The 19,563-nt window shown below is 67.7% G+C and carries 16 protein-coding genes; 4 read left to right on the top strand and 12 right to left on the bottom strand.

The window, feature by feature from the left end; translation table 11 throughout:
• Nucleotides 1-130: 130 nt before the first annotated feature.
• The 4 genes from DWF00_RS24130 to DWF00_RS24115 are packed head-to-tail and all read right to left on the bottom strand — an operon-like array spanning nucleotide 131 to nucleotide 3,157.
• A complete protein-coding gene (locus tag DWF00_RS24130; RefSeq protein ID WP_181832734.1) occupies nucleotides 131-910 on the bottom strand; it encodes an ABC transporter ATP-binding protein in 780 nt (259 codons plus the stop codon).
• A complete protein-coding gene (locus tag DWF00_RS24125) occupies nucleotides 907-1,680 on the bottom strand; it encodes an ABC transporter permease (RefSeq protein ID WP_114830385.1) in 774 nt (257 codons plus the stop codon). Before DWF00_RS24125 ends, DWF00_RS24130 begins: the two co-directional genes overlap by 4 nt.
• Nucleotides 1,677-2,195, bottom strand: a complete 519-nt coding sequence (locus tag DWF00_RS24120; protein ID WP_114830386.1) for a mismatch-specific DNA-glycosylase — start codon at nucleotides 2,193-2,195, stop codon at nucleotides 1,677-1,679. The genes DWF00_RS24125 and DWF00_RS24120 overlap by 4 nt, the downstream gene beginning before the upstream one ends.
• Entirely contained in the window at nucleotides 2,192-3,157 is a 966-nt protein-coding gene (locus DWF00_RS24115; RefSeq protein ID WP_114830387.1) for an ABC transporter substrate-binding protein, read from the bottom strand. Before DWF00_RS24115 ends, DWF00_RS24120 begins: the two co-directional genes overlap by 4 nt.
• A 224-nt stretch (nucleotides 3,158-3,381) precedes the next feature.
• Here DWF00_RS24115 and DWF00_RS24110 point away from each other — a divergent pair, with 224 nt between their 5' ends.
• Nucleotides 3,382-4,938, top strand: a complete 1,557-nt coding sequence (locus DWF00_RS24110) for an acetolactate synthase large subunit (RefSeq protein ID WP_114830388.1) — start codon at nucleotides 3,382-3,384, stop codon at nucleotides 4,936-4,938.
• 191 nt (nucleotides 4,939-5,129) lie between these two features.
• Here the strand turns inward: DWF00_RS24110 and DWF00_RS24105 are convergent, their stop codons facing one another.
• The 4 genes from DWF00_RS24105 to DWF00_RS24090 all read right to left on the bottom strand — a co-directional run bounded on the left by DWF00_RS24105 (nucleotide 5,130) and on the right by DWF00_RS24090 (nucleotide 10,450).
• Nucleotides 5,130-6,176 carry a histone deacetylase family protein gene (locus DWF00_RS24105; protein WP_114830389.1) on the bottom strand — a complete coding sequence of 349 codons (1,047 nt, stop codon included), beginning with the start codon at nucleotides 6,174-6,176 and terminating at the stop codon, nucleotides 5,130-5,132.
• Nucleotides 6,177-6,244: 68 nt separating this feature from the next.
• On the bottom strand, nucleotides 6,245-8,581 hold the full coding sequence (locus tag DWF00_RS24100; protein ID WP_114830390.1) for a putative bifunctional diguanylate cyclase/phosphodiesterase: 2,337 nt from the start codon (nucleotides 8,579-8,581) through the stop codon (nucleotides 6,245-6,247).
• A gap of 82 nt (nucleotides 8,582-8,663) precedes the next feature.
• Nucleotides 8,664-9,257: a TetR/AcrR family transcriptional regulator gene (locus DWF00_RS30015; protein ID WP_181832735.1), complete on the bottom strand. Its 594-nt coding sequence runs from the start codon at nucleotides 9,255-9,257 to the stop codon at nucleotides 8,664-8,666.
• Between the two features lie 8 nt (nucleotides 9,258-9,265).
• A complete protein-coding gene (locus DWF00_RS24090) occupies nucleotides 9,266-10,450 on the bottom strand; it encodes an acyl-CoA dehydrogenase family protein (protein ID WP_114830392.1) in 1,185 nt (394 codons plus the stop codon).
• A 214-nt stretch (nucleotides 10,451-10,664) separates the two neighbouring features.
• Here DWF00_RS24090 and DWF00_RS24085 point away from each other — a divergent pair, with 214 nt between their 5' ends.
• Together DWF00_RS24085 and DWF00_RS24080 are read left to right on the top strand one after the other, a co-directional pair.
• Complete coding sequence (locus tag DWF00_RS24085) at nucleotides 10,665-12,236, top strand: acyl-CoA carboxylase subunit beta (protein WP_114830393.1); 1,572 nt, start codon at nucleotides 10,665-10,667, stop codon at nucleotides 12,234-12,236.
• Nucleotide 12,237: 1 nt separating this feature from the next.
• Nucleotides 12,238-14,226 (top strand): acetyl/propionyl/methylcrotonyl-CoA carboxylase subunit alpha, encoded by a 1,989-nt coding sequence (locus DWF00_RS24080; protein WP_114830394.1) that lies wholly within the window; start codon nucleotides 12,238-12,240, stop codon nucleotides 14,224-14,226.
• Here DWF00_RS24080 and ligD read toward each other — a convergent pair.
• Genes ligD through DWF00_RS24065 form a run of 3 tightly spaced genes read right to left on the bottom strand, consistent with a single transcriptional unit; the run spans nucleotide 14,223 to nucleotide 17,851 of the window.
• On the bottom strand, nucleotides 14,223-16,742 hold the full coding sequence (ligD, locus tag DWF00_RS24075) for a DNA ligase D (protein WP_114830395.1): 2,520 nt from the start codon (nucleotides 16,740-16,742) through the stop codon (nucleotides 14,223-14,225). The two genes, DWF00_RS24080 and ligD, sit on opposite strands and share 4 nt — an antisense overlap.
• A gap of 15 nt (nucleotides 16,743-16,757) precedes the next feature.
• A complete protein-coding gene (ku, locus tag DWF00_RS24070; RefSeq protein WP_114830396.1) occupies nucleotides 16,758-17,618 on the bottom strand; it encodes a non-homologous end joining protein Ku in 861 nt (286 codons plus the stop codon).
• The gene (locus tag DWF00_RS24065) at nucleotides 17,618-17,851 is read right to left on the bottom strand and encodes a hypothetical protein (RefSeq protein ID WP_114830397.1); all 234 of its coding nucleotides are present in this window, start codon (nucleotides 17,849-17,851) and stop codon (nucleotides 17,618-17,620) included. The genes ku and DWF00_RS24065 overlap by 1 nt, the downstream gene beginning before the upstream one ends.
• A gap of 166 nt (nucleotides 17,852-18,017) precedes the next feature.
• Here DWF00_RS24065 and DWF00_RS24060 point away from each other — a divergent pair, with 166 nt between their 5' ends.
• Complete coding sequence (locus DWF00_RS24060; protein WP_114830398.1) at nucleotides 18,018-18,296, top strand: hypothetical protein; 279 nt, start codon at nucleotides 18,018-18,020, stop codon at nucleotides 18,294-18,296.
• A 10-nt stretch (nucleotides 18,297-18,306) separates the two neighbouring features.
• Here DWF00_RS24060 and DWF00_RS24055 read toward each other — a convergent pair whose 3' ends face one another.
• A complete protein-coding gene (locus DWF00_RS24055) occupies nucleotides 18,307-19,356 on the bottom strand; it encodes a zinc-dependent alcohol dehydrogenase (RefSeq protein WP_114830399.1) in 1,050 nt (349 codons plus the stop codon).
• Nucleotides 19,357-19,563: the final 207 nt, after the last annotated feature.

Raw genomic sequence — 19,563 nt, 5'->3', positions numbered from 1 at the left:
CTCCCCGGGCCCGTTTCCTGCCCCGGCTTGAGCCGGGATCGATTTGGCCATGTGGTCAGGCCAATTAGGGCGAGAACGAACCACCATACCGGTGCGTTGTCAACCGGCGGGGCGCTTCGACTTAGGGAGGTCAGGCGGCGCTCGCCATCACCTCGGCCCTGATCTCCTCGACCAGCCGCTCCTTGAGCGCGACGAATTCCGGGCTCGTCTTGATCGTGTAGGGGCGCGGATGGGGCAGGTCGACCGGGATGTCGGCCTTGATCCGGCCGGGACGCGCACTGATCACCACGACGCGCGAGGCCATGAAGATCGCTTCCTCGACGTCATGGGTAACGAAGAGCACGGTCTTCTGCTCGCGCTCCCAGATGCCGAGCAGCATTTCCTGCATCAGCGCGCGGGTCTGGTTGTCGAGCGCGCCGAAGGGCTCGTCGAGCAGCAGGATTTTTGGATCGTTGGCGAGGGCGCGGGCGATCGCGGTGCGCTGCTGCATGCCGCCAGAGAGCTGCTTGGGATAGTGGTTCTCGAAGCCTCTGAGGCCGATGCGGCCGGCCCAGTCTGTGGCGATGCGGAGGCGCTCGGCTTCGGCCACGCCCTTCTCGCGCAGGCCGAAGGCGATGTTCTCGGCCACGTTCAGCCAGGGGAAGAGCGTGTAGCTCTGGAAGACGAAGCCGCGATCGGCGCCCGGGCCGATGACGGGCTCGCCATCGAGCAGGATGCGCCCCTCGCTCGGCGTCTCCAGCCCGCCGATCATGCGCAGCAGCGTGGATTTCCCGCAGCCGGAGGGGCCGAGGATGGTGATGAAGTCGTTGTCGGCAACGCTGAGCGAGGTCGGCAGCAGCGCGCGCGTCGCCTGCCCGCCATGGCGCGCCGGGAAGGATTTTCCGACCTGATCGATGACGAGCTTGCTCATTTGGCGGCCCAGGGGAACAGGCGCTGGTTGACCGCCTTGAACAGGAAATCCGAGATCAGGCCGATCAGCCCGATGACGATGATGCCGAAGATGATCTGCCCGGTGTTCAGCAGCGCCTGGCTGTCGGTGATCATGTGGCCGATGCCGGAGGACGAGCCGATCAACTCGGCGACGATGACATAGGTCCAGGCCCAGCCGAGCACCATGCGCAGGATCTCGGCGATCTCGGGGGCAGCATTGGGCAGGAGCACCCGCAGCACCACCGAACGATCGCCGGCGCCGAGCGTATAGGCGGCGTCAACGAGGTCGCGCCGGATCGAGCCGACCGCGACGGCGATCATCAGGATGAGCTGGAAGACCGAGCCGATGAAGATGACCAATAGCTTCTGCGCCTCGCCGATGCCGGCCCAGAGGATCAGCAGCGGGATGAAGGCCGAGGCCGGCAAATAGCGCGCGAAGGAGACGAAGGGCTCGAAGAAGGCCTCGACCGGCTTATAGGCGCCCATCAGGATGCCGAGCGGTAGCGCGACGATGACGGCGAGCACGAAGCCGCCGACGACGCGCCAGATCGTCATGCCGATATCGAAGGCGAAGCCGTAATCGACCAGCAGCTTGTAGCCTTCGCCGATCATGGTCAGCGGATCGGCGAGGAAGAGCCGCTGGACGAAGCCGCCGAAGGTCGCGACCGACCAGAGCGCGACAAAGAGCGCGAAGAAGGCAAGCCCGAGCCCGATGCGGGATGGGGCGGAGACTGGCTGGAGCGGTTTCACAGGTGCGCCTGCTCTCTTTTCGTACGCCACGCGGCTGCGAGTTCGCGCCAGGGCTCGATCGACCAAAAGCCGGAAGCGGCTCCGGAGGTCGAAGGCAGCACGTAGACGGCGCTCCCGCCCAAACCCACCGGCTGCAAGCCATAGCTCAACAATGGGCCGGAAACGCCCAAGGCGGCCTGCGCCGCCCGCTTGCCGTTGAAGGCGATAAAGGCCGGGGCGAAGCAGCGCATCTTGCTCAGGAACTCATCCACGCCGAAATGGGACCGGGCCAGGGCGGTGTCCGGACCGGAGGTCAGCTTGGCGACGTCCGTGAGCCCGAGGCCGAAGTTCGGAAGTTCCTCGAACTCACCCGGCGCCAATTCGCGCGGGATGAGCTCCACAGCATGAAGCGTCTTCCAGAACTTGTTGCCCGGCCCGGCATAATAGGCGCGCCGCAAGGCCGAGACGCGCCCGGCCTGGGTTCCGCAGAAGACGATCCCGAGGCCCGGCCGCAGGACGTCGGGCAGGATCGTCACATCGCGCCGCCAATGACGTATTTGGTCTCGACCAGCGAGTTGATCTCCGGCTTGGACTTGATCAGGCCGATCTCGAGCAGCAGGTCGGCGGCCTTGGCGCTGAAGGCCTGCCACTCGCCGGAGAAGAAGGCCTTGTTGCCCTCGGCATCGGCCCAGCGCAGGTAGCCGGCCGACTTGCCGAACTGCTCGCCGGTCTGCTTCACGTCGGCGCCCATGATGCCATAGGCCTTGGCCTGCTCGGACTTGATCAGCGCGACCGCTTCGAAATAGCTCTTGGTCAGCGCCTTGGCGGCGTCGTCATTGGCGGCGAGGAAGGCCGGGGTGCAGCCAAAGGTGTCCATCACCATCGGGTAGTCGAGCGTGGTGGCGATGATCTTGCCGGCCTCGGGCTTGTCGCGCACGGCGGAGAGGTAGGGCTCATAGGTCAGCGCCGCGTCGTTCTGGCCGGCGATGAAGGCCTGCGCGGCCGGGCCGGGCTCCATGTTGACCACGGTCACGTCCTTCACAGACATGCCGTTCTCCTTCAGCATCCAGGCCAGCGCGAAATAGGGCGAGGTGCCGGGAGCGGAAGCCGCGACCGTCTTGCCCTTCAGGTCCTTGATCGAGGCTGTCGTGTTGCGCGTCACCATGCCGTCGGCGCCGTAGCTCTTGTCGAGCTGGAAGATCTGCTTGGTCTTGATGCCGGCGGCGTCCCAGACGATCCAGGTCTCGACCGTGGTCGCGGCGCACTGGATGTCGCCCGAGGCGATGGCGAGGTGGCGGTCCTTCTGCGGGATCTTCTTGATGGTGACGTCGAGCCCGTTCTTGGCGAAGATGCCGGCCTCCTTGGCGAGAACCAGCGGCGCGAAGCCGGTCCAGCCGGAGATGCCGACCGAGACCTTGGTCTGCGCCTGGGCGCCCGCAGAGGCGGCAGCGACGGCTCCGAACGCGGCCAAGGCCGCAAAACGCTTCAAGCTGATCATGACGCCCGTTTCCCTCTGATGATCTGCGATCGCCCGCCGGCACGTTTGCCGCGAACGATGCAACCTTCGTTCCATGGCAGGGTAAATGCCTATGCAAACCCGTCAAGGCGGCGATCAACGTCCTGAACGAGGGCGATGAATTTCTCTTGTTTGACACGAGGCAGCGGTTCCATTCCCCTTTCCTCCTCTCCCGCGCGCCGCGCATCCTCACGAGGTCTCCCAGCATGAACGGCGCCGACCGCCTTTGCGACACGCTTCTCGTCAACGGCGTGGACGTTTGCTTCGCCAATCCCGGCACCTCCGAAATGCACTTCGTCGCGGCGCTCGACCGCAAGCCGCAAATGCGCTGCGTGCTCGGGCTGTTCGAGGGCGTGGTGACGGCGGCGGCCGACGGCTACGCCCGCATGGCCGACAAGCCCGCCGCAACGCTGCTGCATTGCGGGCCGGGCATGGCGAACGCGCTGGCCAACATGCACAATGCCAGGCGCGCCCGCACGCCGATGATCAACGTCGTCGGCGACCACGCGACCTACCATCTCGAGCACGACGCGCCGCTGACCAGCGACATCGAGAGCCTGGCCGCGCCGATGTCCCACTTCGTCCGGCGCATCGCCTCGGCCGAGGATGTCGGGCCGGCGATCGGCGAGGCCTATGCCGCCTCGCTCTCACTGCCCGGCGTGACCACCGTGATCCTGCCGGCCGATTGCGCCTGGGGCAGCGTCGAGCCGGCGGCGGTGACGAAGACCGTCGTGCCGAAGGCGAAGACGGTCGCGGCAGAGTCGATTCGCGCTGCGGCACAGGCGCTGCGCAAGCATGGCGCCCGCGCCGCGCTGCTGCTGACCGGCTCGGCCCTGCGCGAGAAGCCGCTGGAGATGGCCGCCCGCATCTGCGCGGCGACAGGCAGCCGCATGCTCAGCCAGATGTCGAACGGGCGCACCGAGCGCGGCGCCGGACGCGTGGCCCTGCCGAAAGTGCCCTATCCCGTCGACATGGCGCTCGACCTGCTCCGCGAGATCGACGTGCTGATCCTCGTCGGCTCGCAGATGCCGGTCGCCTTCTTCGCCTATCCGGGCAAGCCGAGCCGCCTCATCCCTGATACCTGCGAGGTGATGACGCTGGCGGTCCCGGGCGACGACCTGCCGGGCACGCTCGAGGCGCTCGCCGACGAGCTCGGCGCGGGCAGGTTCAAGCCCGCCAATATCGCGCCCGCCCGCAACGGCGAGCCTGCCCTGCCGAGCGGCGATCTCGATGCCGACAAGGTCTGCACCTTGGTCGCCAGGCTGCTGCCGGAGAACAGCATTGTTTGCGACGAGTCCGTCTCGTCCGGCCGCGTCTTCTACGGGATGTGCGCGGACGCGCCGCAGCACGACTATCTCCAGATCACCGGCGGGGCGATCGGCATCGGCATCCCGCTTTGCGTCGGCGCGGCGGTTGCGTGCCCAGACCGCAAGGTCATCGGCATGCAGGCCGATGGCTCGGGCATGTACACGCTCCAGGGCCTGTGGACGCAGGCGCGCGAGAACCTCGACATCGTCACCGTGGTCTTCGCCAACCGGACCTATGCGATCCTGCACGGCGAGATGCGCAATGTCGGCGTCAACGATTTCGGCCGCAACGCGACGCAGATGCTGAACATCGACGAGCCGGCGCTGGATTGGGTGGCGCTGGCGCAGGGCATGGGCGTCGAGGCCGGGCGGGCAACGACGGCCGAGGAGTTCGTGAGGCTGTTCCGGGGGGCGCTGTCGCGGAAGGGGCCGTTTCTGATCGAGGCGGTGATCTAAGGCGACACCCTCTCCCGCCTCGCGCGGGAGCCCTCTCCTGTAAGGAGAGGGTTGGGTGAGGTGTCGGCCGTTGGACGCAGCAGCCGTGACTTAGCCGCTGTCTCCGCAGAGTTTTGCTGGTGTTCTGGCCGACACCTCACCCTGCCCTCTCCTTACAGGAGAGGGTTCCCCGCGCTGAACTTCGCCCTTCCCTATGCCTTGAACCCACCCAAGAAAGCATCCAGGCAATCCCCGATCGCCTCGATCGCATAGCCACCCTCCTGCACCACCAGCGTCGGCAGGCCGAGCGCCTTCACCTGGCTGCCGATCGTCCCGAAATCCTGCGCCTCCAGCTTGAGCACGCCGATCGGGTCGTCCTTGTGGGCGTCGTAGCCGAGCGCCACGACCAGCGCCTCGGCGCCGAACTCCCGGATGGCACGGGCGGCTCGGTCGACAGCGGCCTCCATCTCCGGCCCGGCAGCGCCATGGACGAGCGGCAGATTGAGGTTGAAGCCCTCGCCCGGGCCGTTGCCGCGCTCGTCCTCATAGCCGGTGTAGAACGGATAGTAGCTCGACGGATCGGCATGGACCGAGATCGTGAGCACGTCCGGGCGGCGATAGAAGATCTGCTGCGTGCCGTCGCCATGATGGGCGTCAACGTCGAGGATAGCCACCTTGCCGTACTTGGAGCACAGGCGCTGGGCCGCGACCGCCGTGTTGTTGATGTAGCAGAAGCCGGTGGCGCGGTCGGCGCGGGCGTGGTGACCCGAGGGGCGGCAGAGCGCATAGACGGCGCGCTCGCCGGCAAGCAACGCGTCGGCGCCGGAGACAGCCGTCTCGGCCGAGCGCAGGGTCGAGGTCCAGCAATGCTCGCCGATCGGCACCGAAAGGTCGCCGAGATACCAGCCGAGCTGGCCGATGAAACCGGTCGGGCGGCAGGGCGGGCGCATGTCCTCGTCCGGACGGCCGCTCCAATAAGGGAAGGTGCTCGGCCAGACCTCGGGGCCGCGCTCGGCCGGCAGCTCCTGCCAGCGCGCCCAGGCGGTTTCGAGGAACTGGACGAAGCCCTCGCCATGCACCTTCAGGATCGGGTCGACGCCATGGGCAGCCGGGGTTTCCGGCTCGATGCCATGCCTGTCGAGCGCGCCGAGCAGCCGCTGCGTCCGCTCCGGCAGGTCCTTCGGCGCGACGACGCGGCCGAAGCGCAGGTATTGCTTGGGATCGTGGAGCGACTGGTCCGGATGGTAGAAGGCGCGCATGCGGGCTTTGGTCCTCGGGGCTGGAACGCGGGTTTGCGGCGAGATGCTAGCAAGCCCGCGCGCCGCGGTCAGGCCGCGGCGATGCCGTCCCGCCTTGCGCCCAAGGCAGGCTCGGCCGGCAGCAGGCCGCCCTGCCGCACCAGCCAGGGCACCCGGCTCGCGGCGATAGGACGCGAATAGCGATAGCCCTGGCCGAAGCCACAGCCATGGCCGAGCAGGAACTCCTGCTGCTCGCGGCTCTCGACGCCCTCGGCGATGACGTCGAGCTTCATGTCGGCGGCGAGGTTGATGATGGCGCGCACGATCGCGGCGTCCTCGCCGCCTTCGGCCAGGTGCCGGACGAAGCTGCGGTCGATCTTGATCAGGTCGACCGGCAGGCGGCGCAAATGCGTCAGAGAGGCATAGCCGGTGCCGAAATCGTCGAGCGCGACGCGCACGCCGCTCTCACGCAGCGCCTTGAGCGCCCGCTCGGCATCGCCGCCATTGCGGGTGAGCAGCACCGTCTCGGTGACCTCGACGCCGAAGCGCTCGGCCGGCACGCCGGCGGCATCGAGCAGGGCGAGGAATTTTTGCGGCAAGGAGGGATCGCGGAAGACGCCGGGCGCGAGGTTGACCCAGACGCGGGGCACGTCGATGCCGGCCTCAAGCCATCCCCGCAAATCGGCGATGGCCTGGCGCAGGATCGCGTCGCCAATGGCCTGGGAGGTCTCGGGATCCTCCAGCGCCTGCTGGAAAGCGGCAGCGGGCACGATGCCGCGCTGCGGATGCCTCCAGCGCGCCAATGCCTCGAAGCCGTCGATCGCGCCGGTCGCGAGCACGATCTGCGGCTGGTAGAAGGGCAGGATGCGATCCTGCGCCAGCGCCTCGCCGAGTTCGCGGCAGATCGCGACGCGGGCGTTCATGGCGGCGCGCATGTCGGGCTCGTAGATCACCGCCATGTTCCGGCCGAGCGCCTTGGCGCGGTAGAGCGCGAGATCGGCGTCCTTCATCAGCTCGACAGGCTCACGATCATGCTGCGGCGCCAGCGCGATGCCGAGGCTGGCGCGGGCCGAGATCGCCTGGCCGGCATGCTCCACCGGGACGCGCAGGGCCGCCAGCAGCAGGTCGGCCTTGGCCTGCGCCGCGGCCGGGCTGAACGCCCTGGTCGAGAGCACCACGAACTCGTCGCCGCCCAGCCTGGCAACGAGATCGTCGGGCTCGACATGGCGGCTGAGCCGTATCGCGGCCTCGATCAGCAGCGCGTCGCCGGCATCGTGGCCGAGCGTGTCGTTGACCGACTTGAAATCGTCGAGATCGATCAGAAACAGGCTGACGGTCGCGCCTTCGCCAAGCGCGGCCAGCGCCGCCTGCAACCGCTCCTGAAAGAGCAGGCGGTTGGGCAGCCCGGTCAACGCATCATGCGTCGCCTGCCAGCGCGCCTGCGCCTCGGCCGCCTTGCGCTCGGTGATGTCGACGATGCCCGCCACCACGGCCGGCGCCTGGCCCAGCGTGAGCGAGGTTGCAGTGATCAAGGCGTCGCGGCTCGTGCCGCCGGCATCGCGGATGCGCGCCTCGAACTCGCCGACATGCTCGCTCTGATACAATTGGCGCAGAAGCTCGCGCCGGCTCTCGGGCTCGACGAACATGTCGGAGACGGTCACGGAGCCGAGATCGGCCTCAGCCCTGCCGCCGAGATAGCGCAGGGCGGCATCGTTGGCCCGCAGGAAGCGGCCTTCGAGCACCGAGGTGACCACGAGCGGGATCGGCACCGCCATGAACAGCCGTTCGATCATGGCGCGGCTCTCGCCAAGCGCCTCCTTGGCGGCGCGCTCGGATTGCGTCGCCTGCCATTCGAGCCGCCTGAGACGGTTGGCATGGATCACGACCAGGCTGAGCGCGACGTTCAGCATGACCAGGATGAGGATGAGTCCGATGAAGGTGGTCGGCAGCGGGCCGCCGCCAAGATAGCCCGCCAGCATGAGCAGGCTGGTCGCGGCTCCGAAAGGCAGGGTCCAGCGAAACGAGATCGGCGCGACCAGATAGAAGATCGCAGGCAGCAGCATCACCACGAAGAGCGCCAGATCGCTGCGCGAGCTGACGAGGAAGGCGACGCCGACCGCGACGCAGCCTTCCCAGAGCAGCGTGACCGCCTCGGCCCGCCTGAAGGTTGCCACGCGGCGGATCAGCAGCGCGCAGACGATCGAGACGAAGACCACGGCGAGCCGCGCCGGCACGGCGACGAAGAAGTGCGGCGTGCCGTGGAAGCGCCAGTCGCTGATCAGGAACAGCGCATTGAGAACGGCCGAGAGCAGGAAGATGAGCCGGCACTGCCGCAGAGTCTCCGGCAGGCGGGCCGCCTGGAAGGCCGCTTCCCGTCCGGTATCGCGAAACTCACCGCCGAAGCGAAGCAGGCCGTCATCGTGCATGCCCTATCGTCAGCATATGAAGGTCAAGGCTGGGTTAAGGCCGGCATGTTGCTGCAACGAAAATCGGCAATTGCCGACGTGATCAGCCGGCCTGAGCGATCAGCGCCGCAAATTCTTGCGCCAGCTCAGCGATGTCGAAGCGGCCGGGCCGGTACCAATCGGTCGAGCCGTTGAGCGCGCCGAGCAGGAAGAGCCTGAGCGCCTCGGGCGAGCGCTCGGGCGCAATCGCGCCAGCCTGCTGCAACTCCGCGATCAGCCCGCGCCAGACCTCGCCATAGGCGCGGCGGACCTGGCGGACGCTGTCGGGCACCGGCATGGCGCCGAAGGTGAAGACCTTGATGCTGGCGGAGGTGTAGTCGCCATGGCCGTGCAGCGCGGTGAGATGGGCGCGGATCGCCGCTTCCAGCCTTGCATGCGGCGATGCCGCGGCATGCTCCGCCAGGGCCGCGACGACCGCCTCATGAACGAAGCGGACGCCGTCATTGACGACCTCCTCGACGATCTCCTCCTTCGAGGCGAAATGGTAGTAGAGGCTCGCCTTGCGGATGCCGACCGCCTCGGCGATCTCGCGCAAGGTGGTCTGGTGATAGCCGCCGGAGCGCAGCAGGCGCGCGGCGGTGTCGAGGATGAGCCGGCGCGAGCCGCCTTCCGCGCCTTCCCGCGCTACTTTTGCCACCGGCGCGCTCACAGCCGCTTCGCCACCTCTTCGAGCATCACCTCGGTGGCGCCGCCGCCGATCGACTGGACGCGGGCGTCGCGCGCCATGCGCTCGATCGTGCTCTCGCGCATGAAGCCCATGCCGCCATGGAACTGGACGCAGGCATACATCACCTCATTGACCAGCTCGCCGCAGAGCGCCTTGACCATCGAGACCTCGCGCGTCGCCTCCATGCCCTGCGCGTCCATCCAGGCGGCGTGATAGACGAGCTGGCGCCCGGCCTCGACCTTGGCGGCAAGCATGGCGAGCTTCTGCCGGATGGCCTGCTTGTCCCAGAGCGGCGCGCCAAAGGCCTTTCGCGTTCGGACATAATCGAGGGTGAGATCGATCGCCGCCTGCGCCTCGCCGATCGCCATGGCGCCGATCACCGTGCGCTCGTTCTGGAAGTTGCGCATGATCGCGTAGAAGCCGCGACCCTCCTGGCCGAGCAGGTTCTCGGCCGGAATACGGCACTCCTCGAAGACCAGCTCGGCAGTATCCGACGAGCGCCAGCCATACTTGTCCAAGGCGCGCGAGACCTTGAAGCCGGGCGTGCCCTTCTCGACGAGGAAGATCGAGACCGATTGCGAGGGCTTGGCCGAAAGGTCGGTCTTGGCGGCGACGCAGTAGAGATCGCCGTAGACGCCATTGGTGATGAACATCTTGGCACCGTTCAGCACGTAGGAATCGCCTTCGCGCCGCGCTGTGGTGCGGATGCCCTTCACGTCCGAGCCGGCATCGGGCTCGGTGACGGCGACCGCGCAGATCGCCTTGCCGGCGATGATGTCGGGCATGTAGCGCTCGCGCTGCGCCGTGCTGCCGGCGTTGAAGACATGGACCGAGGCCATGTCGGTATGGACCAGCGCGGTGATGGCGACGCCGGAGAAGGTCGAGCGTCCCAGCTCCTCAGCGAGCACGACGGTGGCGAGCGTGTCCATCTCCGAGCCGCCATACTCGGCCGGATAGCGGATGCCGAAGAAGCCGAGCTCGCCCATGCGCTGCAGCACCTCGCGCGGGACGAAGCCGGCCTCTTCCCAGGCCAGCGCATGCGGCTTGATCTCGGTCTCGACGAAGCGGCGGACCTGAGCACGCAGCGCCTCGTGCTCCTCACTGAAATAGGGCGAGCGCTGCGGCACGGCGCCCTCCGCTCCGAACTGTTCCACCGCCGCCATGGCCGCTCTCCCGCTGCTTGACCTGCTTGATGCAATTAGCCTACCTAACGGACGGTAGGTGAAATGATGCGCCGCTTCAAGCTCCGCCGTCATTGCGAGCGCAGCGAAGCAATCCAGGGGGTCTCGCTCACCCGGTCCCCCTGGATTGCTTCGCTGCGCTCGCAATGACGGTGTGGGCGAAGGCCGCGCTCCGGTGCAACGGGAACCAGCGATCATGACGGAAAGCAGCCCGGTCGGCTCGCCCCCGCCTCTCACCGAGATGCTCGCCACCCTGCGCGAGCGCCACGCCCTCGTCGCCAATGGCGGCGGCGAGCGGATGCGCGAGCGGCATGAGAGCCGGGGCAAGATCATGGTGCGCGAGCGCATCGACCTGCTGCTCGATCCGCAGACGCCGTTCCTCGAGCTCTCGCCGTTGGCGGCCTGGGGGCTCTACGGCAACGAGGTGCCCGGCGCCGGCATCGTCACCGGCATCGGCATCGTCTCCGGCCGCGCCTGCATGCTGATCGCCAACGACGCCACGGTGAAGGGCGGCTCCTTCTTCGCCGAGACGGTGCGCAAGCATCTGCGGGCGCAGGAGATCGCCGAGGAGCATCGCCTGCCCTGCCTCTACCTGGTCGATTGCGGCGGCGCCTTCCTGCCGGAACAGGACCGCGTCTTCCCCGACCGCGACCATTTCGGCGGCTCGTTCTACAACCAGTGCCGGATGTCGGCCGCCGGCATCCCGCAGATCTCGCTGGTCTTCGGCGGCTGCACGGCCGGCGGCGCCTACATCCCGGCGCTGTCCGACGAGGTGATCATGGTGCGCGGCACCGGCCGCATCCATCTCGGCGGCCCGCCGATCGTGAAGGCGGCGATCAACGAGATCGTCGATGGCGAGACCTTGGGCGGGGCCGAGATGCACACGCTGGTCTCCGGCGTCAGCGACCATCTGGTCGAGACCGAGATGGAGGGCCTCGCCAAGCTGCGCGAGATCGTCGGAGCGCTTGGCGAGACCGGCAAGGTCATGCCCACGCCCTACCCATCTGTGCCGCCGAAGCTCGATGCCGCCGAGCTGGAGCAGATCGTCCCGACCGACCTGCGCCGGCCCTACGACGTGCGCGAGGTCATCGCCCGCATCGTCGACGACAGCGCCTTCACCGCCTTCAAGCCCGACTACGGCGCGACGCTGGTGACCGGCTTCGCCCGCATCCATGGCCATCCGGTCGGGATCATCGCCAATAACGGCGTGCTCTTCTCGGAATCGGCGGTGAAGGGCGCGCATTTCATCGAGCTCTGCGACCAGCGTCAGATCCCGCTGCTCTTCCTGCAGAACATCACCGGCTTCATGGTCGGCACCGAGGCGGAGCGCGGCGGCATCGCCAAGCACTCGGCCAAGCTGGTCTATGCCGTCTCGAACGCGCGGGTGCCGAAATACACGGTGCTGATCGGCGGCTCCTACGGTGCCGGCAACTATGGCATGTGCGGCCGCGGCTTCCGGCCGCGCTTCCTGTTCTCCTGGCCGAATGCCCGCATCGCCACGATGAGCCCGGAGGTGGCGGCCAACGTCGTCACCGAGCTGCGCCGCCAGAGCCTGAAGGGCGCTGCCGACGAGGCGGCCATCGCCGAGCTCGACCGCAAGACGCGGGCGCAGTTCGAGGAGCAGAGCGACCCGTACTACGCCACGGCGCGGCTCTGGGACGACGGCATCATCGAGCCGACGCAGACGCGCGACGTGCTCGGCCTGTGCCTCGCACTCGCGGCCGGCGAAGCTCGCGATACCTCCCCTCGCCCCGTCTACAGGATGTGAGATGTTCGACACCGTCCTGATCGCCAATCGCGGCGAGATCGCCTGCCGCATCATCAAGACCTGCCGCAAGCTCGGCATCCGCACCGTCGCGGTGTTCTCGGAGGCCGACCGCGAGGCGCTGCATGTGCGCCTCGCCGACCGCGCCATCGCGATCGGCCCGGCGCCAGCGCGCGAGAGCTATCTGCGCGCCGACAGGATCATCGCGGCCGCGATCGAAAGCGGCGCGCAGGCGATCCATCCGGGCTATGGCTTCCTCTCCGAGCGGCTCGACCTGATCGAGACTTGCGCCAAGGCCGGCATCGCCTTCATCGGCCCCTCCGCCGCGGCCATCGATGCGATGGGGGACAAGATCCGCTCCAAGCAGATCGCGCGCGAGGCCGGCGTTCCCGGCGTGCCCGGCTATGACGGCGCCGACCAGTCGCCGGAGACGCTGAAGCGCGAGGCGATGCGGGTCGGCCTGCCGGTGATGGTCAAGGCTTCGGCCGGCGGCGGCGGCAAGGGCATCCGCAAGGTCGAGCAGGAGAGCGAGCTCGACGGCGCGATCATCGCCGCGGCGCGCGAGGCACAGGCCGCCTTTGGCGATGGCCGGCTTCTGATCGAGAAATTCGTGACCCGGCCGCGCCATGTCGAGGTGCAGGTCGCCGGCGACAGGCATGGCAACATCGTCCACCTGTTCGAGCGCGACTGCTCGGTGCAGCGCTCGAACCAGAAGTTGCTGGAGGAAGCGCCGGCGCCCAACCTGCGCGACGCGACGCGCAAGGCGCTGCACGATTATGCGCTGAAGCTGTCGCGCGCGATCTCCTACGACAATCTCGGCACGGTCGAGTTCCTGGTCGATGCCGCGACCGAGGGCGTGTTCTTCCTAGAGATGAATACGCGGCTGCAAGTCGAGCACCCGGTCACCGAGGCGATCACCGGGCTCGATCTGGTCGAGTGGCAATTGCGCATCGCGGCGGGCGAGCGCCTGCCGCTGAAGCAGGAGGAGATAAGCTGCTCAGGCCATGCCATCGAGGCGCGGCTGACGGCCGAACGCGCGGATGAAGGTTTTCGCCCTGATACCGGGCCGATTCGGCTATGGAGCGAGCCTGAGGAGCTACGCGTCGATAGCGGCGTCGCGAGCGGCAGCGAGGTCTCGCCGCACTACGATTCCCTGCTGGCCAAGGTGATCGCGCATGCGCCGGATCGCGCTGGCGCCATCCAGAAGCTCGCCAACGGCCTGGAGCGAATGAGCTTGCTCGGGCCGGCGACGACGCGGGCCTTCCTGGCAGAGGCTTTGCGGACGCCGGGCTTCGCAGCCGGCGCGACGACGCTGTTCCTGGCAGAGACCTATCCGGGAGGTTGGAAGCCGCAGCCACATGACGAGGCACGACTTTACGCCGTTGCGGCGGCGATCTGGCTGACTGAGCAAAATGCGGGTACGGGCGACACGCCATGGCGCTCGCTCGCCGGCTTCCGCCTCCTCGCACCGGCCGGGCGGCCGGCGACGACGCATCTCGTCATCGGCGCGGGCGAGAAGACGGCGCGGCTCAGCATCGAAGACCGTGGCGATCATCTGCGCATACTCGGCCTTGGCGAAGCCCATGACATCCGCCTGCGCCGCAGCCACGGCGAGGCGAGCTGGGTCGTCACCTTGGCCGACGCGACCACACCGGCCAGTGCCGTCTGCGACGCGGGCGGCCTCTTCCTGCGCCATGCCGATTTCGAGGGCCGGATCGAGATCGCGCTTGCGGTCGCGGCGGCGGCAGCGAAGCGCGATGTGGCCGGCGATGGCGGCACCTCCGTGCGCGCCTCGATGCCAGGCACGGTCGCGGCGCTGCATGTCGCCGAGGGCGACACGGTCGAAGCCGGGCAGGTCGTCGCCGTGCTGGAATCGATGAAGCTGTTCATGGAGCTGAAGGCGCCCATCGCCGGCACCGTCCAGCGTGTCGGCACCCAGACCGGCAAGACCGTCTCGGCCGGCGACCTGCTTGTGGCGATCGAGCCGGCCTAGCGTTTCAGCGAGCGACTGGGCTCGAAGAAGCCGGCCCAGGGATCGTCCTGCTTCGGCAAGCCCTTCATCAGGTCGGGCGCGCGGAACTGGTCCGGCTTCAGCCCCTTGGCCAGCTCCTCCCACGCCACCGGCATCGACACGGCGGCCCCCGGCCGCGCCCGCGACGAGAAGGGCGCGATCGCGGTCGAGCCGCGGCCATTGCGCAAGTAGTCGATGAAGATGCGGCCCTTGCGCGCCTTCTTCGACAGCGTCGCGGTGTAGAGCTTCGGCTCGGCCTGCTCCATCGCCTTGGCGAAATCCCGCGAAAATTCCTTGACCTCGGTCCAGTCGGCCTTCGGCTTCAACGACATGACGACGTGAAAGCCCTTGCCGCCGGAAGTCTTGAGATAGCTCTCGAAGCCGAGTTCGGTCAGGCGCTGGCGCACCGTCTGCGCTGCGTCGCGGACCCTGGCGACATCGACGCCGGGATCGGGATCGAGATCGAAGATGACCTGGTCGGGCGTCTCGATCGCGTCGATCTTGGCGCCCCAGACATGGACCTCGACGACGCCGAGCTGGACCAGCGCGGCGAGCCCGTCGAAATCCCGGATGAAGAGCAGTTCCTCGCCCCCATCGGGGTCCTTCATGGTGCTGACGGCGTCGGACATGCCGGGCATCGCGTGCTTCTGGAAGAAGCGGTGCGCCTCGATGCCATCGGGCGCGCGCAGCAGGCTGAGCGGGCGGTCGACGACATAGGGCGCCATGTGCGGCCAGATGGCGGCGTAATAGTCGAGCAGGTTCTGCTTGGTGAAGCCGATATCCGGCCAGAGCACCTTGTCGGGCTTGCTCAGCTTGATGCCGGTCGTCGCCTTGGGCGCTGAATTCTGCATGGCCTGGCGCGCCTTTGCTTTCGGCGGCGGCCGCGGCGTCTCGGCCACGACCTCATCCGCCGGCTTGTCCTCGCGGAGACCCATGAAAGCAGAATGGCGCAGGGTTTTCGAGGCGGTCCAGGCGCCGAACTCGATTTCGGCGACGAGTTCCGGCTTGACCCAGACGATGCCGCGCTCGCGGCCCGCCTTGCCCTGGAAGGGCGAGACATCGGAGGCGATCGCATCCAGCTTCGCCTTCAGCGCAGCAGCCGACTTGCGGCTGAAGCCGGTGCCGACGCGACCGGCCGGCTTCAACTCGCCGCCCTCGTGATAGCCCATCACCAGCGAGCCGAGCTGGTTGCGCGACGCCTTGGACGGCACATAGCCGGCGATGACGAATTCCTGGCGCTGCGTGCATTTCGACTTGACCCAGTCGCGGCCACGGCCGCTGCGATAAGGCGCATCGGCGCGCTTCGAGATGACGCCCTCCAGCCCCATCCGGCAGGCATGGCGCAGCATGGTCTGGCCGGGCTCGATGAAGTGCTCGCTGTAACGCAATGGCCCGTCATGCGGAGTATCCTGCAACAGAGCTTCGAGACGCTCCTTGCGCGCGAGCAGGGGATCGTCGCGCAGATCCTCGCCGTCGAGATGAAGCAGGTCGAAGCCGAAGTAGACCATGCCGTCCGATCGCTCCTCGGAGAGCGCCTCCTGCAAATGCGAGAAGGACGAGATGCCGTTCTCGCCGAGCACGACGATCTCGCCGTCGATCAGCGCCGCATCGCAAGGCAATGCGCCGAAGGCCGAGGGGATCGCCTTGCCGAAGCGGTTGGTCCAATCCAGCCCGGTGCGCGTCAGCAGCTTGACCTTGCCGTCCTCGATGCGGGCCTGCGTCCGGTAGCCGTCGAACTTGACCTCGTGGAGCCAGGTTTCGCCAGTCGGGGGCTTCTCTTCCAGCGTGGCAAGGCAAGGTTTGACGAAGGCCGGCAGCGCGCTGGCAGTGCTCGCGGATTTGGCCGCGGCTGCCTTTCTCGTGGGTGCCGGCTTCGCGTCCTGCACCTTGCGGGACTTCGTCTCGGCCAGCGGGACACGCCCCTGCTCGACATCCTCGATGGTCAGACCGGACTTCACCGAGGCCGGTGCCGTCTCGAGGATATCCTCGTCATCGCGCGCGAAACCGTCCTCGACCTTGATCAGCAGCCAGTTGTCGCGCTTCTCGCCGCGGCGGGGCTTCAGCCGGACAAGGTGCCATTTGCCGGCGAGCTTGTGACCCTTCAGCTCGAAGGCGAGATGGCCCTTCTCCATGCCGCGGACCGGATCGGCCTCCGGGAGCCATTGCCCCTCGTCCCAGACGATGACGGCGCCAGCGCCATAATTGCCCTTGGGGATCGTGCCCTCGAAGGAGCCGTAGTCGAGCGGATGGTCCTCGACATGGACGGCAAGCCGTTTCTCGGCCGGATCGAGGCTCGGGCCGCGCGTCACCGCCCAGGACCAGAGCACGCCGTCGTGCTCCAGCCGGAGATCGTAGTGCAGGCGCGTCGCGGCGTGCTTGTGAATGACGAAGGCGCCGCCGGCCATCTGCGCCTTGCCGCGAGCGGCGGCCTTGCCCTTCGGCTCCCTGGTCTGCTTGAAGTCGCGCTTGGCGCGGTAGAGATCGAGATTGGCCGCCATGCCGGAGCTCCACGATCAAGCGCTTTTCCGCGGGCGGGACGATGCCTTGGCAGGTGACCGCTTGGCCTTGGGCGCCTTGGCCTCGGCCTCCCCGTCGCTTTCTCCGGCCAAGCTCTTCTTGAGCGCATCGAACAGGTTGACGACGTTGGCTGGGCGCTCGGCCGGCCGCACCGTCGGCGGCTTCTTGCCCTTCTGCTTGGCCTGGATCAGCTCGAGCAGCGCATCCTGATAGCGGTCGTCGAAGCCCGACGGATCGAACGCCGCCTGCTTCTTGTCGATGATGTGGCTGGCGAGTTCGATCAGGTCCGGGTCGAGCTTCGTCTTTGCCCGGTCGCCGAAGACCTCGTCCGGCTTGCGCACGGTCTTGTCGTAGCGCAGCGTCGTCAGCAGCAGGCCCTTGTCGAAAGGCTCGATCATCACCGGGCGCTCGCGGCGATAGAGCACGATGCGGGCGAGCCCGGCCTTCTTCTGCTTCGCCATCGCCTCGCGAATGACGGCAAAGGCCTCTTCGGAGACATCATCGGCCGGCGTCAGGTAGTAGGGCGTATCGAAGTAGATCTGCGGGATGTCGGCGCGATCGACGAAGCTCTCGATCGCCAGCGTATGCGAGGATTCGATCTGGACGGCCTCGATCTCGTCCTCCTCGACCAGCAGGTACTCGTCGTCGCCGATCTCGTAGCCCTTGACCTCGTCCTCGTCGGCGACGGGCTTGCCGGTGACGCCGTCGACATACTGGCGCCGCACCGTATTGCCGGTCTTGCGGTTGATGACGCGGAACGAGACCTTCTCGCTCTGGTCGGTCGCGCCGGTCAGTTCGACGGCGCAGGAGACGAGCGAGAGCTTGAGATAGCCCTTCCAGGCCGGACGCGGCGCCATCACGCGGCCTCCTGCCGCTCGGCCGGCTGCGCATAGTGGCGCGCCAGCGCCTCGGCCCGGTTCAGGTCGGCCTGGGTGATCACCGGTACTGGGTCCGAGAGGATCGCGGTCAGGATTTCGGGGTCGAGCTGGCCATTGGCGATCGCGGCCATGAAGGCCGCCCTGGTCTCGCGCTCGGCGCGCAGCTGGGCGCAGAGCGCCATGATGAGCCGGTCCTTCGCCGATACGCGCATCTGCTCCTCCCGCGACGCAACACCTGAGGGAGGAAACGGCGGGGCGCGCGATGGGTTCCGCCCTTCAAACGGCAATGTTTACGCTTCAGAAAGACTTGAGCGGCGTTATCGCGAGGGGGACCGGTGGAAGGTACGACCCGGGTGCAGTCCGGGCGGAGGATCGCGCGTGCTGGCCAGGCTCGTCATCGCAACGCTGCTCACGGCTGGCGCGCTGGCCGCCAGCGCCTTGCAGGGCCATGCCTTCTGGAAGCGCTCGCACTGGGACGCGTGCAACGACGCGCCAACCGAGGCCGAGCGGACCAGGCTGAAATGCTGGATCTTCGAGCCGGTCGATGAATTTCCGGCCGGCGCGATCGGCGTCGAGGGCTGGTACGGAGTCCGGCCGTTTGGCGCCCATCGCCCGGGGTCACGCGGCGGCGGCCCGGTCGTCCGCCGCCTCGGCTGAGGCCGGCCGATCAGCCGCCCTGCCCGCGTCGCTCGCTCTGCTGCGGCGGGTAGATCAGGCTCTTCACCATGCCCGGCTCGTTTGCGGCGTGGCGGCGGAAGGCATCGGGGCCCTCCTCCAATGCGAAGCGGTGGCTGACCACCGCCTCGACATCGACCTTGCCCAGCGCGACGAGTTCGATCGCGCGCGGATAGACATGGCCCATGCGGCGCGAGAACTTGATCGAGAGGCCGCGCCGGCGGGCTTCCGAGGCCGGCAAGACATAGGTGTCGCCGTCGGGAATGCCGACGAGGACGACGCGCCCGCCGATGCGGGCTGCGCGGACTGCGTCGCGGAAGCCCTCGGGCGCGTTCGTCGCCTCGATCACCAGGGGCAAGCCCTCCCCTTGGGTCCAGGCGGCGATGTCCTCGACGCTGGCGCCGGCCTTGCTCGCGCCAAGCTTCAGAGCCAGCTCTCGGCGATGCGGCTGCGGGTCGCAAGCGAGGACCTCGCCGGCGCCGACCGCCTTCAGCACCTGCAGGATCAGCAATCCGATCGGCCCGCAGCCGATCAGCGCCACCCGCTCCAACAGGCGCGGCTTGGCGAGATCGACCGCGTGGATGGCGACGCCGAGCGGCTCCAGCATCACCGCGTCGGTCGGCGTGAATTCCTGCGGCACCGCGACGATCTGCGATGTCGGCACCCAGATGCGCTCGGTCATCGCGCCGTCATGCGGCGGCGCGCCGATGAAGACGACTTCGGGACAAAGGTTGGGATGGCCGGCCTCGCAATGCTCGCAATGACCGCAGGCCTGGTTGGGATCGACCGCCACCAGCGCCCCACGTGCGAGCCCGAGTTCCGGCAGATCCTCGGTCAGCCAGCCGCTGAACTCATGGCCGGGCACGAAGGGCTCGGTGATCACGGCCGAGCCGATGCCGCCATCCTTGTAATAATGCAGGTCGCTGCCGCAGAGCCCGACCGCGGCGACGTCCAGGAGCGTCTCGCCGGGGGCGCCTTCGCGCAAGTTGAAGGGCGCGACGCGCGCATCGCCGGCGGCGTGGAGGAAGACGGCACGGGACATCTCAGGATCAGCGCTCCGAAGCAGGCATATCGGCCTTCAGCACATGTGCTTTTGCAACATATGTATGTTGTGACTTACATTAGTAGCGGTCAAGCTCGGATTCGGCCGAAGCCGCCTGCCCTGGCCGCATTGTGAAGAGCTGATGAAGCGATGTAAGCCAAGCTACGCAAATAAGAAAACATCCGGCCGAATCGCAGGGCGGCGAGC

It is taken from the genome of Allobosea caraganae, from assembly GCF_003351345.1.
GTDB lineage: Bacteria > Pseudomonadota > Alphaproteobacteria > Rhizobiales > Beijerinckiaceae > Allobosea > Allobosea caraganae.
This window is presented reverse-complemented; position numbering and strand designations above follow the sequence as displayed.